This is a genomic window from Nitratireductor sp. WH36-1 (assembly GCF_058725515.1).
This window is the reverse complement of record NZ_JBZXDP010000002.1, coordinates 494,171-509,808: the sequence shown is the minus strand read 5'-3', so window position 1 is coordinate 509,808 and position 15,638 is coordinate 494,171. Positions and strand designations below refer to the sequence as shown.

The window sequence follows — 15,638 nt, the reverse complement described above, 5'->3', positions numbered from 1 at the left end:
CTGCTTAAAGAGTTGATGTAGGCGGACTAGATCGACCAGAATAAGCACTCAGTCCCAACATGATAGCCCCTACAGCCGAGATCAGAACGCCCCACAAGACATAATAAAAAATCGCATCGTCGATGCCGGTCACCGTAGGCGATATATAGATCGCCGTGCCCAATAGGTTGACCACCATTGATGTGGCAGCACGGACACGACCGATTTCTTCATTCTTCGCAAGAATTAGTATTCGACCGTCACATATAGCTCTTCCCAATGCGAACATACCGCCGAGAACCGCGTAAATCATGACCAACAGGGGAATATTTCTAGAGGCGGCAAATGCCACCATTGCGACCCCGACCACTACGAGGATGATAAGCTCCCAGCGATGAGCGCTGAACAACTTTGTTTGCGCCGCCGCCGTCACCAAAATTACCCCCCCCCCCAACGGCCCAAGCTGCTTCAAGGAGACCATAGACGTCACTGCCTTGATTCAAGGTGTCTTTGACGAAACCGGGAACGAGAACATTCGCCATCTGAGAGGCGGAGAAGAGAAGTCCAATATTAAATATGGTGAATGCGAGCGTCCGGTGCCCCAGAATCGCTACTACCCCCCCCTCCATACCGCAACAATGTCCTGTTGAGACTTTGAAGGGGTGTTTTGATAGTCCACAAAAAACCTACTGATGATTACAAACTGAATCATCAGTAGGGCCGCCATCAACAATACCGACCAGATCGCCGGAAAATGGTGAAGCCCCTCCCCCCCCCCCCAGACCTGTCCCGCACAAGATTCCGACTTGGCGACATATAGAGACTCGGATTGAGAGTTTCATGCGCTTTTGCTCATCGAATGCCAGTTGGACAATCCCGTCCAAAGCACCAGCATTGAGAGTGGTCCCCACAACCTTTTCGTCCCGCCCCGCTCACAGCGCTCCGCTCTCGGCATTCGCAGTCATCGCCTGCGCGCCATGGCAGAATGGAACGCTGCAACCATCGGCCGCTGAAAACAGCGCCACACATCCAATCGCGTCCCGATCTCGTTAACGTGACATCGCCGTCGCACACTCGACCAAGCTGCAATGCATCGATTGTATGAGATTGCATTCATTCAACATGAAGCGCTCTTGGGAATACGAAGCCGACAAAATTGTCACGGGGTTGTAAGGCAGTCGTCACGCAGGTGTCATGTCACGTTTCTAGGGGGAGGTTCTGCTTGCCCAGCGCAAGCCATGTGAACATCTCACCCGGAGAAATCCATTGAAAATTCTGTCCGCCATTGCAGGCGTCGCCTTCGGCCTGACTGCAGTGCTCGGCGCGTCCGCTGCAACCGCCAGCGATCGCCCCGACATCGTCGTCGCTGTTCCGGATCTCCCGCCGACCCTTGAGCCCGCCAAGGAACTCTCCAATATCGGCACCCGCATAACTTATGACATCTTCGACACCGTGATCCGCCGTGATTTCCTGTCAGCAGAAGATGGCTCGGGCTCGCAACTGGTTCCCGCGCTCGCTGAAAGCTGGGAATGGACCGATGACCGCACGCTCGCCTTGAAGCTGCGCGAAGGCGTCAAGTTCCACAACGGCGAGACAATGACCGCCGAAGACGTCGCCTTCACCTTCTCCGCCGAACGCCTGTCCGGCCCGGAGGCGATAATGGCCAATGGTCGCGGCTATTTCGGCAACATCGAGAGCGTCGAGGCAACCGGCCCGCTCGAAGTGACCTTCACCCTGAAAGTGCCTGACGCGATCTTTGAACAGCGCCTGGCCTCCTGGACTGCATGGGTCGTCAACAAGAGCGACTGGCTGAAAAATGCCGGCGACAGCTATCCTCAGTTTCCTGTCGGCACCGGTCCTTTCATGCTGGACGAATACAAGCCAGACCAGTCGATCCGCCTCGTGGCCTTCGACGATTATTTCGGTGGCAAGCCCAAGGCGGCGTCTCTTACTTTCGTGAAGGTGCCCGAAGAAGCTGCGCGCATCGCCGGTCTCGTCGCCGGTGACTTCGACATCGTCACGACCATCGGCCCGGATCAGATCGCCCAGATCGACAGCTACGACAATGTCGAAGCGCGCTCGGTGGTGCTGTCGAACTCCCACGTCCTCGTCTACAACACCAAGAACCCGGTGATCGCCGACAAGCGTATCCGCCAGGCAATGAATCTGGCCATTGACCGTGACCTTCTGGTGCAGGCCCTTTGGGCAGGCAAGACCGTCGTGCCGCTGTCGCACCAGTACAAGGAGTATGGCGCACTGTTCGAGCCGAACCGCGAAGGTCTCACCTATGATCCCGAACGCGCGAAGGAATTGCTGGCCGAAGCCGGTTATAACGGCGAGACCATCTACTACAGCACCAACCCCAACTACTACGTCAATACCGTGCCCGCCGCAGAAGCGATCATGGAGATGTGGAAGGCCGTCGGCATCAACGGCAAGCTGAACCTCGTCGAGGACGTCATGGGCGTGCCTGAGAACGAGCGTATGGTACGGACCTGGTCCAATACCACCCGCTTCCCCGATCCCGCCGGTGGCCTGTGGAACCTCTGGGGCCCCCATCAGGGTGTTCAGCGGAAGAATGAGTGGACGCCAGAGAACTTCAATGTGCTCGGTGCAGAGCTGGACGTGACATCTGATCTGGCGGAACGCAAAGTGGTTTTCCAGAAAATGCTCGACATCTGGGAAGACGAAGCACCGGGCACTATCCTTTACCAGCCGCTGGAAACGTATGGCGTGCGTTCATCGCTCGAGTGGCGCCCCTATTCGCACTTCTATCTTGACCTGCGAAATTACAATTTCGAAGATCAGGCCGCTACTCAGTGACCCTGATGGAAAACATGATGCGCGCCGGAAATAGCCGGCGCGTATCGATGGCCTGCGCTCCTGCCGGAGCAATGGCTTCGCGATCTGAGCCGTTGCTCCGGGTCGATGGGCTTTGCGTCGGCACGGAACACTCTGATCTGGTGTTGGATGTCTCCTTCGACCTGGCTCCGGGAGAAACCCTTTGCCTTGTCGGCGAAAGCGGCTGCGGAAAGTCCCTTACCTGCCTGGCGACAATGGGTTTGCTGTCCGCGCCGGTGAAGCGCAAGGCCGGGCGAGTGATGTTTGCTGGTGAGGAGCTTTCCGGTCTGTCTGAAACAGCTCTTCTGCGCCTCAGGGGCCGCAAGGTTTCGATGATCTTCCAGGATGCCACCGCTGCCTTGAACCCGGTTCGCAGGGTCGGCGATCAGGTTGCCGAGGTGTTGTCCCTTCACGAAGGGCTTACGTCCCGCGCGGCTCGCGACCGAACGACAGAGCTTTTCGAGATGGTCGGCATTCCAGACCCACGCGCGCGTCTGCGTGCATACCCGCATGAGCTGTCCGGCGGTATGAACCAGCGGATCATGATTGCCATGGCGCTGGCCTGCAAACCCCAGCTGATAATCGCCGACGAAGCCACTACGGCGCTCGACGTAACAACCCAGGCGCAGATCCTGAAACTGCTGCGCAGGCTGCAGGCGGAAACCGGTGCTGCAATGATCTTCGTCACGCATGATCTGGGGGTGGTGGCAGAAATCGCCGACCGTGTCGCGGTCATGTATTCTGGCCGGATCGTCGAACTGGCGACCGCTGACACTCTCTTCGACGCTCCCTCGCATCCCTACACTCGAGGCTTGATGGCCTGTCGCCTGCACGCGGGCACCCACAACACCGGACGTCTGGTCGCCATCGAAGGCGTTGTGCCCAACCCGACCGCGCGTCCACAAGGCTGCGCCTTCGGGCCGCGTTGTCCACAGGCCACAACGACCTGTGTTGAGATGCCCGCTCTGACGGCCCGAGAAGAGGGCCACAGTGTCGCATGCCACTACCCCGGGGATGAACGATGAGCGGAGATATCCTGACGCTGACAGGGATTAGCCGTGTCTACGGCGGGGGCTTCCTCAGCCGCCGTCCTGCAGTGCGCGCGGTTGATGATGTCAGCCTGAACCTCGCACCCGGTGAAGTACTGGGCATCGTTGGCGAAAGTGGGTCCGGAAAATCGACCCTCGGCCGGATCGCCGCCCGTATTGAACCACCCACCAGCGGAGAGGTCCTGATCGATGGAGCCCGGGGGCCGCGCATTGGCACAGCTGCATGGCGCCGGGAGCGGGCGTGTATCCAGATGATCTGGCAAAATCCCTCGCGCGCGCTGGACCCGCGCATGTCAATCGCAGCGCAGATCGACGAGGCCATGGCAGCTCATGGGCTGCCCGTGTCAGGCAATCGGAGACTGCGGCGCGACAGGGTGGAGGAGTATCTGCATCTGACAGGACTCGACGGGCTGGGAGAGCGGTTCGTGCACCAGCTCTCCGGCGGTCAGCAGCAGCGCGCCGTAATCGCGCGCGCATTGTCTCTCGAACCAAGGCTGGTGGTCTGCGATGAAGCGGTCAGCGCACTCGACGTCTCGGTGCAGGCACAGATCATCAATTTACTTGGAGATCTGCGACAGCGGTTCGGAATAAGCTACCTGTTCATTTCTCACGATCTGGGCGTGGTGCGGCACATCTCCGACCGAATCGCGGTCATGCGCAGGGGCAAGGTCGTTGAAAGCGGCTCAGCCAATCAAGTCTTCACCACACCTCAACACGACTACACCCGGGCCTTGCTGGCGGCCGTGCCAGCTGCGACCCCTGCCGCAAGGCGCGCACGTGATGAAACTCAGCGTGCACCCCGCCACATTGCCCGCGCTCAAGGCAATGAACAGACCCCGGTCGCAAAACCCCGCGCCATGGAAAGACTGTAACAATGATCGACCGACCCCTTCTGATTGCTCACCGTGGGGCCTCGAGCCATTACCGTGAAAACTCTCCTTCTTCATGGCGTGGAGCCGTGACCGCGGGCGCCGACATTATCGAAGCCGATACCCGCATTACCAAAGATCATCGCATCGTCATCAGCCATGATGCAGATCTGACCCGTGTGGCCGGACAGCCTGCGATTGTCGCACAGACAACTTTCTCCGAGCTTCAGGAGCTGCTTGCCGAGGGTGAACCGGCTGCACCGGCACTTGCCGAGCTCTTTGCCACTGTACCGACGGATCAGGCGTTGCTCTACGACATAAAGGATGAACGCCCCGAGGCACTGGCGCTGCTGGTCGAGGCGTCACTCGCCAGTGGCCGCAAAGCGCTGATATTTGGTGTGCACCATGTGGACAGCCTGGTTCGGCTCCGAGCACTCGGCTGGCGCGGAGACGTGCTCGGTCTGCTGGTGGACATGGAGGAACAGGAAGCTTTCTTCGCCGAAAGCGGAACCGTCCTCAGAATGTGGGAAGACTACGCCCTGTCAGCTCCCGAAAGACTGCGCCAACATGTACAGGCGGACCACGCAGTCTGGATCACCACAGGTAGAACTAACGGGCGCCAGGTCGGAGATCACGATGCATCAAACCTTCTCGGGCTGGCCGAAATGGGTGCATCCGGCTTCCTCGTCAACGACCCGGCTGCGTGTCGCAGTTTGCTAAATCAAACGAAGGGCGCAAGCGAATGACCTTCGGCTTCGTCACTCTGAAATTACTGCGCGGGATTTTGACGCTTTTTCTGGCCGTCACCTTCGTCTTCCTAATCCTGCGGTTCGCGGGCGACCCGATGCGCCTAATGCTGCCCGATGACACACCGCCGGATGTGCTGGAACACTACCGGCACGTCTACGGGCTGGACCTGCCACTGCCAGTGCAATATCTGCGCTATCTGCAGGGACTGACACAGGGTGAATTCGGCTACTCATTCCGGGATCAGCAGCCAGCACTGGACACAGTCATGAGCCGTGTTCCTGCAACACTGCTGCTGGGGCTGGTCAGCTTCGCCCTGTCCACCATCTTCGGCATGGTGGCCGGCGTTATTGCTGCGCTCAAACGCGGCAGTACAGTGGATCATGCCGTCATCAGCTTTTCCATCTTCGGCCATTCAATGCCGAGCTTCTTTCTGGGCATCCTGATGATCCTGCTATTCGCCATGACTTGGCGGATCCTGCCCAGCGCCGGCATGGGAACGCCGGCCCACCTGGTCATGCCGGCGTTGACGCTGGCCGTTGGAGGGGCAGGAGCGATCGCGCGCTTCACGCGGTCATCCATGCTGGAAGTGCTCAGCCAGCCTTACATTAGAACCGCCCGCGCCAAGGGCGTACCGGTGCGGACACGGGTTCTGCGCGATGCGGTGCCGAATGCAGCGATCCCAGTCATCACAGTTCTGGGCCTGCGTATGGGGGGACTCATCTCCGGCACGGTGGTTGTCGAGACCGTCTTTGCATGGCCGGGCATCGGGCAATTGCTTGTGACTGCGGTCGGGCAGCGCGATCTGGCTGTGGTCCAGACCATCGTCATCCTGATCGCCTTCACGATGGTCACGGCCAACTATCTGGTGGATCTGGCCTATCGGTGGCTCGATCCACGCATCGCGACCGCAGGAAAGGACGCAGGATGAGCACTCCAGATATCTCCCTCACTCCAGAACGTCCCGACGTCTTCTGGCGGCGAAGGGCCCGTGCGAAACGTTCCGCAACTGCTCCCGGTCCCATGGTTCAGCTCTCTTTCATCTGGCTGGCGCTGGTGGTGTTCGTAGCCATTTTTGCTGACCTCCTCGCGCCATATTCCTACACCGAGCAGAGCCTGCTTTCCCGCCTCAAGCCCCCCGTCTTCGCAGGTGGCGATGCCGCTCATCTACTGGGTACCGACAACCTCGGCCGCGATGTCCTCAGCCGACTGCTTTACGGCACACGGATGAGCGTGATCATCGCGCTCGCGGGCTCCCTGATCGGCGCAACGGTTGGCACGGTAATTGGCATTGTCGCTGCACATTTCCGTGGCTGGGTTGAAGAAGCGATCATGACCCTGGTCGACCTGCAGGCGGCCATGCCTTTCCTGATAATCGTCCTGGCCATTCTGGCTTTCTTCGGAAACTCGATCGAACTGTTCATCCTCATTGTGGGGCTGCATGGCTGGGAAACATATGCGCGTGTCACCCGCGGGCTGGTTCTGCAGGCAAACAGCCAAAGTTATGCATTCGCCATCCGCACCCTCGGAATCCCGCCGGTGCAGATCTATTTACGCCATATCCTGCCGAACATCCTGTCCATTCTGATCGTTCAGGTGACCCTCAATTTTCCCGACCTGATCCTTCTGGAGACATCGCTGAGTTTCCTGGGGCTTGGGATCCAGCCGCCGCAGACGAGCCTCGGGCTGGCGCTAGGGGACGGACGCACCTACCTGGCTACGGCCTGGTGGGTAGGTGTGCCTGCGGGCGTGGTGATTTTCCTGACAACGCTGTCGATCAGCCTTGCAGGCGACTGGCTGCGGGATCGACTGGATCCGACACTCAACAACGCTCACAACTAGAGCATCTTCGATGAACGCAGAGTCGATTTAAGGTTTCACGCGGACGGCCTTGTCTGTTTCACTGCTGCGGGTGATTTGGCAGGAAAGGCCGCCGCCAGAACCGCCGGCAACCACTCCATCTATTCAAACATTGACGCGTAACCAACCGAAATCAGCCTCCGGCAAACCCGGAGCGGTTCACCATCACCGCGAGCCGAGAACCACAGCCATGCAAATGTGGAGTGAGATCACTTTCCTACGAACCGCGCAACCGAAAGAAAAGGGCGAAGCTCTTCACCCGTATTCGTTGAGTTGCAACGCAGTCTGGACCTATGCCGGGGCGATGGCCTCTGAGGAGAAGAGATAGCCGTCGAATTCCGGATCATCGACGTCAGAGAGCGCCATAAGAGTGAGGCGGACGTTCTCCAGATGCTGCCACATTGCCTGACGCGCCGCCGGGGCGTCCTTCATCTGCAGGGCATTCAGGATCGCGTGGTGATCCGACAGCCAGTTGGAACGGTAGGTCTTATCGAAAATTCGATTGTGCAGCCGCGCCCACATCCGGCTTTGCGCGCGTTTGCGCCACAGCTCCTCGACCATGTCGACGAGAACGGCGTTCTGGGTAGCTTCGGCAATCAGTCGATGAAAAAGTTCATCACCAGAATAATCGTCGTCGCCAGCTTCAATGGCCTTGTTCTCTAAAGCGAGCGCCTGCCGCATCTGCATGATGTCCGCCTTGGTGACGGTGACGGCGGCAAGCGCTGCGATGCTGCTTTCCAATAGCTGGCGCGCTTGCAGCAGTTCAAAGGGGCCAAAGTCGACCGCCGTTTCATTAGGGCACGCATGGGGCAGGCGCGCCAGATAGATGCCGGAGCCCTTGCGTACCTCGACCAGCCCTTCGATCTCAAGCATGATGACGGCTTCACGGACGACGGAACGGCTGACGCCCATGTCTTCGGAAATCTGGCGTTCCGTGCGCAGGCGGTCGCCCACCGCACAGCCGCGCGTGACGATGTCCTGCTTCAGTGCTTCGGCCACATCCTGATAGCGTCGTTTGGCCGTTGCAGCCATTTCTAGTCCTCCTCGCGTTCTCCGGCTGCCAGCTCATGATACCAGGCCGCCAGAATGGAAAACGCCTCCTTGCGCGTTTCCTTGTCCGCGTGGATCAGCCCTTTCCGGTTGAAGCCAGCCTGATAGATATTCTGCCGCCGCTCAATGCGGAAATCATAGAGTATCCACGGTGATATGCCCTTCACATAGGGAAGGCGACGCAGCATCGCGATCTGGTCGCGATAGACGTCAGCCATGTAGCTTTCGCTGAAGAAGCCCTTCTTCGGCGCCCCTTCGCCGATGGCAGCATCGGCGCCTGTCTCGGAAATGACAACCGGACGGTCGGGCGCGGAGTTGCGGCCGATCACTTCCAGGTCGTCGATGTTCTCATCGTACCAGCCGTAATATTCGTTGATGCCGATCACGTCGATGTGGTCGGCGAGGCGATCCTCGATCTTGCGCCTGGCGTGATTGATGAGGCAGGCCGCGGAAGTGAGGCGCGTCGGATCTGCCTCCTTGGCGGTCTCGGCGAGACGGCGCATGAAGGACAGCCGTGCATCGGTGTCGGGGTTCTCATTGCCGACCGACCAGATGATCACGCTGGCGCGGTTGCGGTCGCGCTTGATCAGTTCGAGAAGTTGGTTCTGCGCATCCTTGAAGGTTGCCGGGTTCTCGAAATCGATTGCCCAGTAGACAGGGATTTCCTCCCAGAGCATGAAGCCGAGCTCGTCGGCCATCTGTGCCGCGCGCTCGTGATGGGGATAATGCGCAAGGCGCAGATAGTTGCAGCCCAGTTCACGCGCATGTTCGAAACGGCGGCGCAGGTCGTCCTCACCCGTCACCTTGCCATGCTTCAGATCATCTTCGTGTACGGAGATGCCGCGCAGGAAAACCGGCTTTCCGTTGAGCAGGATGTCGGTTCCGCTGCGCTCGATGCGCCGGAAGCCCACACGGTCCTGGACGAGGTCACCGCCCGCTTCCAGCGTGACATCGTAGAGACGGGGCGAGGCGGGCGACCAGAGTTCCGGTCGGGCGTCGAGAAGCGCGTGGAAACGGCTATCCTGAATTGGCAGGGTCGCATCAATGCCGAGTGCGGGAATGGTCAGCCGCGCGCTTTGGGCGTTGCCATCGACGTCGCCCGACACCTCGATGCGTTCGTAACCCGCGTCGCCGGCAAGGCGCACGAACAGGTCGCGAATGACGGTCTTCGGCGTTTCGTAGAGCTCCACTTCGCGGTAGATGCCGCCATAGTTGAACCAGTCGGTGTTGCGCATCGGTACGCGGTCCAGCGTACGGGTGTTGTTGACGCAGAACATCAGCCAGTTGCGGCCTTCGCGCAGATGATCAGTCAGTTCAAGGAAAAAGGGTGTCGACCCACCGTAATGATTGCCGAGGAATTCGCCGTTGAGGAACACCTTGCAATCGTATTGTGCCGCGCCGACGCGCAGGAAGTAACGGCGATCGGCGCTCAGCTCTTCCATGTCGAGCGGGCGCGTGTACCAGGCGCTGCCCTCAAAGAAGTACCACTTCTCCTTGAGCATTGCCCAGCATGAGGGAACCGGAACCGTCTCGCCCTCATAGGGATCGTAATCCCAGGGCTCGGTTTTTTCCTCCTGGGGCTGCGGCAGCATGGAAAACCATTTCTGCCGCAGCCCCGTGTCGAGGAGATCGACGCAGAAATTATACGCGCCGTCGAGCGAGCGCGCCTGCCGCCCACCGGTGAAGATCATGGTGGTGTTGTTCAGCGATTGCGTATTGAAGGGGACGTCATAGTCCTCGTCATGCAGCGCTGTCAGCGCGTTTTCGGCAAGGTGAGATCGCTCGAGCACGTCTTTTCTCCGTCGGTCGGGTGTGGCTTATTCGCCGGCGGCCTTGATGCGGTCGATCAGGTCGGAGACCTTCTCGGACTTCGCGGCGGTTTCCTCGTGCATCGGCGCGACGGCTTCTGCGAAGGCAGCCTTGTCGACCTCGTGGAACTCGACATTGAGCTCCTTCTTGGCCTGCTCGATGGAGGCTTCGCTGGCCTTGTTCCACTGTTCGCGGTGGAACTGGGCGGATTCGGTCGCAGCCTGCTTGAGCGCTTTCTGCTGCTCTTCGCTCAGTTCGTCCCAGACCTTGGTGGAGATCACGACAATCGACGGGATCATGGTGTGCTCGTCGAAGGAGAAGTGCTTGGAGACTTCGCCGTGCCGGGCGCTCGTGAGCGCGGTCGGGTTGTTTTCCGCACCGTCGACGACGCCCTGCTGCAGCGCGCTGTAGAGCTCGCCCCAGCTGATCGGGGTCGGGTTGCCGCCAAGGAGCTCGACCATGCGGATCGCCGACGGGCTCGGCTGGACGCGAACCTTCATTCCCTTCAGGTCGGCCGGCGTCTTGACCGGCTTGTTGGCGTAGAAGGAGCGCGCGCCCTCGGTGTAGTAGGTCAGGCCGATGAAACCCTTGTCGCGCGACGCCATCAAAACCTCGTCGCCGATCTCGCCGAGCAGAACGTCGAAGAGATGATCTTCATCCTTGAAGATGTAGGGCAGGTTCAGCGCGCTGTAGGAGTCCTCGAAAGCCTCGAGCTCGCTGGCATTGGACTTGGCCATGTCGAGCTGGCCGTTCTGCACGAGCTCCATGGATTCGCGCTGGGTGCCGAGCTGGGCGTTGGCGTAGACCCGGATCTTGATCTCGCCGTCGGTCAGTTCTTCGACCCGGTCGCCCATGAACTCCATGCTCTTGTGGAGCGGATGGTCGTCCGGGTTGTTGTGGTTGAGCTTGAGCGTCTTGGCATAAGCGGTCCCGGCCATGAGCATGGCGATTGCACCAGCAAGCGCGCCGATAGCGGACATCTTCTTCATCGAGGAAACCCTCCCTGTTGAAATTAGGTACGCAAGGGAGCAGCCGGCAAAATGGTGCGCCAATAGTTCTCCCTGGTCGCAAACTTTCCAAATTGGGCGACCAAAAGTCAATCCATAACTGAAATTTGGTTGACCAATTTTGCAAAACAGGGAATCCTGACCGGAAATGCGCCGCCGAGGCGCCGAAACTGTCGGGGAGGATTCATGAACGAGTCCGCTGGAAGGCCGGCCAGGACTGGTGGCCTGGAACGGATGCACCGTGTCATCGACGCATCGCTGCGCGCGATCATCGGCATCATCTTTGCCGTTCTGGTCGTCTGTGTGGTCTGGCAGGTGGTCAGCCGCTACGTGTTCGGTACACCAAGCACGGTGACCGACGAACTGGCGCGGTTTCTGTTCATGTGGCTGGCGCTGATCGGCGGGGCTTACACGCTTGGCCTGAAACGGCATCTCGCCATCGACCTTCTGCCGCTCAGTCTGAAGGGCGCTGCGGAGCGCAACCTGCGCCTGGTGATCGTCGGCATGGTTGCCGCCTTCGCGGGGCTGGTCATGGTCTATGGCGGCGGGCAGCTTCTCCTGGGTGTGCTGCAGACGGGGCAGGTTTCGCCGGTGCTGCGGGTGCAGATGGGCTACGTCTATGGCGCCATACCGTTCTCCGGCCTGGTCATGCTGTTCTATTGCGGGCTGTCGGCGCGCGACATCCTGATGGGGCACGACGTTGCCCCGCTGATGGGCGACTAGGAGAGGATCATGGAAGACTATTTCAACGCCATCGTCCTGTTCGGTTCCTTCGCCTTCTTCATGGTGCTGGGCGTGCCCATTGCCTTTGCCATCGGCCTTGCGTCTGTGGTGACGTTCATGACGTTCATGACCTTCAACCAGTCGGTCTTCATCGTCGCCCAGCAGATCGCCTCGGGTCTCGACAGTTTCACGCTTCTGGCCATTCCCTTCTTTATCCTGGCGGGGCACATCATGAATCGCGGCGGCATTGCCATGCGACTCATCGATTTCGCCAAGGTGCTGGGCGGGCGGCTGCCCGGCGCGCTGGCACACTGCAATGTCCTGGCCAACATGATGTTCGGTTCGATCTCCGGCTCCGCCGTCGCGTCGGCTGCCGCCGTGGGCGGCGTCATGGCGCCGCTGCAGGAGAAGGAGGGTTATGACAAGTCGTTTTCGGCGGCGGTGAACATCGCCTCCTGCCCGACCGGCCTTCTGATTCCGCCAAGCGCGACCTTCATCGTCTATTCGCTGATCACCGGCGGCACGTCGATCGCCGCTCTTTTCGTGGCCGGCTATGTGCCCGGCATTCTGATGGGCCTTTCCCTGATGCTGGTTGCCGGCATCATCGCCAAGCGGCGGGGGTATCCGGTGGCCGAGCGGTCGTCCTGGCGCGAAGTCGTCGATACGGGGCTGCGCGCGCTGCCGCCGCTCGGCCTTATCGTGATCGTCATGGGCGGCATCATCGCCGGCATCTTCACCGCCACGGAAGCGTCCGCCATCGCGGTCGTCTACACGCTGTTCCTGGCGCTGTTCTGGTATCGCGAAATCACCATTCGCGACCTGCCGTCCGTGCTCATCGAGGCGGCCGTCACCACCTCGATCGTCCTTTTGATGATTGGCGCGTCGATTGCCATGTCCAAGGCCATGGCCTTTGCCGACATTCCCTACATGATCTCGGATGCGCTTCTGGCGCTGTCGGAAAACCCGATTGTCATTCTGCTCATCATCAACCTGGCTCTGCTCGTCATCGGAACCTTCATGGACATGACGCCGGCACTGTTGATCTTCACGCCGATCTTCCTGCCGGTGGTGAAGGATCTCGGCATGGACCCGGTGCATTTCGGTGTGATGATGACCTTCAACCTGTGCATCGGCATCTGTACGCCGCCGGTCGGTTCGGCGCTTTTCGTCGGCTGCTCCGTCGGCAAGACGTCGATCGCCTCGGTGCTGCGGCCTCTTCTGCCCTTCTATGCCGTGCTTTTCGCTCTGCTGCTCGCCGTTACCTACATTCCCGCGCTCAGCCTGTGGCTGCCGCGTCTGCTTCTGAATTATTGAGCTCGCAAAGATGAAGACGCTGAAAAACTGGTCCTTCATCGAACGGAGTGAAACCGGCCTGACGCTTCTTGTCGATGGCCGGCATCACTTCAGGGTCGATGTGCTGGAAGAGGCGCTGTTCAGGATTTCGCTCAAGCGCGATGGCGTCTGGCGGCTCGACCGGAGCTGGAGCATCGCGCCCGGGGGCAAGGCCCCGTGGGAAGGGCGCAGACGCGATGATCTCTCCGGTTTCACTTGTCCGGGCTTCGTTTTCGAGGAGCGCGGAACAAGTCTGGTTCTCACCACGCCGCAACTGCGCCTGACCATTCGCCGGCCGCTGGCGCTGGAGTGGGAGGCGAGCGACGGGGCGGGCGGTTATCGCCCGCTTGCTGCCGATCGCGCCACCAGCGCCTACATGGCCGGTGTGCGTGACAGTCGCAACGCGCATTTCCTGGCCTACCGGCCGGAAGATCTCGTCTACGGCCTCGGCGAGAAGGCGGGTGACCTGAAGCGCAATGGACGCCGCTTCGAGATGCGCAATCTCGACGCCATGGGCTATGATGCCAAGAGCACGGATCCGCTTTACAAGGTTCTGCCCTTTACAGTGACACGCACGCCGGAGGCCGGTTCCTACGGTCTGTTCTATGACAATCTGGCGGGCAGCTGGTTCGACATTGGCAATGAGTACGACAATTATCATGGTCGCTTCCGCGCCTACCGCGCTCTGGATGGCGATCTGGATTTCTATTTTAGCTGGGCACCGACCGTCCTCGACGTGGTCAAGACGCAGAACTGGCTGACAGGCGGCACGGCGTTTCCGCCGCGCTGGACGCTTGGCTATTCCGGGTCGACCATGTCCTATACGGATGCCGGGAATGCGCAGGAGCAGCTTCAGGGGTTCGTGGACCTGTGCGCTGAACACGCGATCCCCTGCGATAGTTTCCAGATGTCATCCGGCTACACGGCCATTGGTCACAAGCGCTACGTGTTCAACTGGAATCATGACCGCGTGCCCGAGCCGAAACGGCTTTCGAAACATTTCCGCGATGCGGGCATGCACTTGGCGGCCAACATCAAGCCGTGTCTTCTTCAGGATCACCCGCTTTACGAGGATGTCGCCGCCCGCGGACTGTTCATCCGCGACAGCGAAAGCGATGCGCCGGAGCGCTCCAGCTTCTGGGACGACGAGGGCTCGCATCTCGATTTCACCAACCCGGCGACCATCGACTGGTGGAAGGAAAACGTCACCACAAAACTGCTCGACCAGGGCATCGAATGCACCTGGAACGACAACAACGAATACGAAATCTGGGACGATGAAGCGCGCTGCCACGGTTTTGGCGAACCGATACCGGTCGGTCTGATCCGCCCGCTCTTTTCACTTCTGATGACGCGCGCTTCTTTCGAGGCCCAGCTTGAACACAGGCCGCACGAGCGCCCCTATCTTATTTGCCGGGCCGGCGCGCCGGGCCTGCAGCGTTACGCGCAGACCTGGTCGGGCGACAATTACACATCCTGGGAGACGCTGCGCTACAATATCCCCATGGGACTCGGCATGAGCCTTAGCGGGTTCTACAATATCGGTCACGATGTGGGCGGTTTTGCCGGCCCGCGGCCCGAACCCGAACTGTTCGTGCGCTGGGTCCAGAACGGCATCTTCCATCCGCGTTTCACGATCCATTCGTGGAATGACGATGGCACCGTCAACGAGCCGTGGATGTACCCTGAGGTTACACCGCTCATTCGCGCGGCGATCCGTTTTCGCTATCGGCTTTTGCCTTATCTTTACACGCTGTTGCGTGCGGCGGTGGCATTGCGCGAACCGATCATCCGGCCAACCTTTCTCGACCATGAACACGATGCACGCTGCTTCGAGGAGACGTCCGATTTCATGCTCGGACGCGATCTTCTCGTTGCAGGCGTGGTAGAGCCGGGTGCGTGCGAACGCTGCGTCTACCTGCCGGACAATGGCGCTGGCTGGTGGGATTTCTGGACCGGAAACTGGCATGCGGGCGGGCAGGAAATCACCATTCCCGTAACACTGGAAAGCATGCCGCTCTTCGTGCGCGCCGGATGCGTTCTTCCGCTCGGCGATGCCGTCGACCGCGCCGACGCCGCCAGCGACACGGCGCGAACGCTGGCTGTTTTTCCGTCGAGGGGCGAGGGGGAAGGCGAAAGCTGCGAATATGAGGATGACGGTATTGGCATCGACGCGGCGCAAAACGCCTTCCGTATCAGCACCTACCGGTTGAAATGCACCGGGGCGCAGATCTCGCTTTCCATAAGCAGCGAAGGTGCTTTCGAGCCCCATTATGACAGGCTGCGCATAACATTGCCCGCGGGCGAGACGCGCCCGCTTGCGGTGAATGGCAGACCGTTCGCCCCGGGCGACTATCTGGAGAAAGACTGAC

13 protein-coding genes and 1 pseudogene are annotated in these 15,638 nt (G+C 60.0%); 10 read left to right on the top strand and 4 right to left on the bottom strand.

Annotated elements, in window-relative coordinates; genetic code table 11:
• Positions 1-4: 4 nt before the first annotated feature.
• Positions 5-412 (bottom strand): hypothetical protein, encoded by a 408-nt coding sequence (locus tag AC4PTT_RS21490; protein WP_492162700.1) that lies wholly within the window; start codon positions 410-412, stop codon positions 5-7.
• Between the two features lie 457 nt (positions 413-869).
• Here AC4PTT_RS21490 and AC4PTT_RS21485 point away from each other — a divergent pair.
• The 7 genes and pseudogenes from AC4PTT_RS21485 to AC4PTT_RS21455 all read left to right on the top strand — a co-directional run.
• A pseudogene (locus AC4PTT_RS21485) lies at positions 870-992 on the top strand (IS6 family transposase); the annotation flags it as partial.
• A 253-nt stretch (positions 993-1,245) separates the two neighbouring features.
• Positions 1,246-2,802: an ABC transporter substrate-binding protein gene (locus AC4PTT_RS21480; RefSeq protein WP_222474290.1), complete on the top strand. Its 1,557-nt coding sequence runs from the start codon at positions 1,246-1,248 to the stop codon at positions 2,800-2,802.
• 71 nt (positions 2,803-2,873) lie between these two features.
• Positions 2,874-3,845 (top strand): ABC transporter ATP-binding protein, encoded by a 972-nt coding sequence (locus AC4PTT_RS21475; protein ID WP_492162921.1) that lies wholly within the window; start codon positions 2,874-2,876, stop codon positions 3,843-3,845.
• A complete protein-coding gene (locus tag AC4PTT_RS21470) occupies positions 3,842-4,741 on the top strand; it encodes an ATP-binding cassette domain-containing protein (RefSeq protein WP_206548919.1) in 900 nt (299 codons plus the stop codon). Before AC4PTT_RS21475 ends, AC4PTT_RS21470 begins: the two co-directional genes overlap by 4 nt.
• 2 nt (positions 4,742-4,743) lie before the next feature.
• Positions 4,744-5,484 carry a glycerophosphodiester phosphodiesterase gene (locus AC4PTT_RS21465; RefSeq protein WP_297559147.1) on the top strand — a complete coding sequence of 247 codons (741 nt, stop codon included), beginning with the start codon at positions 4,744-4,746 and terminating at the stop codon, positions 5,482-5,484.
• Positions 5,481-6,416: an ABC transporter permease gene (locus tag AC4PTT_RS21460; protein WP_206548917.1), complete on the top strand. Its 936-nt coding sequence runs from the start codon at positions 5,481-5,483 to the stop codon at positions 6,414-6,416. Before AC4PTT_RS21465 ends, AC4PTT_RS21460 begins: the two co-directional genes overlap by 4 nt.
• Complete coding sequence (locus AC4PTT_RS21455; protein WP_492162699.1) at positions 6,413-7,327, top strand: ABC transporter permease; 915 nt, start codon at positions 6,413-6,415, stop codon at positions 7,325-7,327. The genes AC4PTT_RS21460 and AC4PTT_RS21455 overlap by 4 nt, the downstream gene beginning before the upstream one ends.
• A gap of 309 nt (positions 7,328-7,636) precedes the next feature.
• Here AC4PTT_RS21455 and AC4PTT_RS21450 read toward each other — a convergent pair whose 3' ends face one another.
• From AC4PTT_RS21450 to AC4PTT_RS21440, 3 genes are read right to left on the bottom strand one after another with little or no spacing between them, the layout of a single operon-like run.
• Positions 7,637-8,377 carry an FCD domain-containing protein gene (locus AC4PTT_RS21450; protein ID WP_299941533.1) on the bottom strand — a complete coding sequence of 247 codons (741 nt, stop codon included), beginning with the start codon at positions 8,375-8,377 and terminating at the stop codon, positions 7,637-7,639.
• Positions 8,378-8,379: 2 nt separating this feature from the next.
• A complete protein-coding gene (locus AC4PTT_RS21445) occupies positions 8,380-10,185 on the bottom strand; it encodes a glycoside hydrolase family 2 TIM barrel-domain containing protein (protein WP_206553030.1) in 1,806 nt (601 codons plus the stop codon).
• Positions 10,186-10,212: 27 nt separating this feature from the next.
• Complete coding sequence (locus tag AC4PTT_RS21440) at positions 10,213-11,184, bottom strand: TRAP transporter substrate-binding protein (protein WP_412033323.1); 972 nt, start codon at positions 11,182-11,184, stop codon at positions 10,213-10,215.
• Positions 11,185-11,397: 213 nt separating this feature from the next.
• On the opposite strand from AC4PTT_RS21440, the gene AC4PTT_RS21435 reads away from it, so the two are divergent.
• The 3 genes from AC4PTT_RS21435 to AC4PTT_RS21425 are packed head-to-tail and all read left to right on the top strand — an operon-like array spanning position 11,398 to position 15,637.
• Positions 11,398-11,934: a TRAP transporter small permease gene (locus AC4PTT_RS21435; RefSeq protein WP_206545155.1), complete on the top strand. Its 537-nt coding sequence runs from the start codon at positions 11,398-11,400 to the stop codon at positions 11,932-11,934.
• 9 nt (positions 11,935-11,943) lie between these two features.
• Positions 11,944-13,248 (top strand): TRAP transporter large permease, encoded by a 1,305-nt coding sequence (locus AC4PTT_RS21430; protein WP_113156514.1) that lies wholly within the window; start codon positions 11,944-11,946, stop codon positions 13,246-13,248.
• 10 nt (positions 13,249-13,258) lie between these two features.
• Complete coding sequence (locus tag AC4PTT_RS21425; RefSeq protein WP_492162698.1) at positions 13,259-15,637, top strand: glycoside hydrolase family 31 protein; 2,379 nt, start codon at positions 13,259-13,261, stop codon at positions 15,635-15,637.
• The last annotated feature ends 1 nt before the right edge of the window (position 15,638 follow it).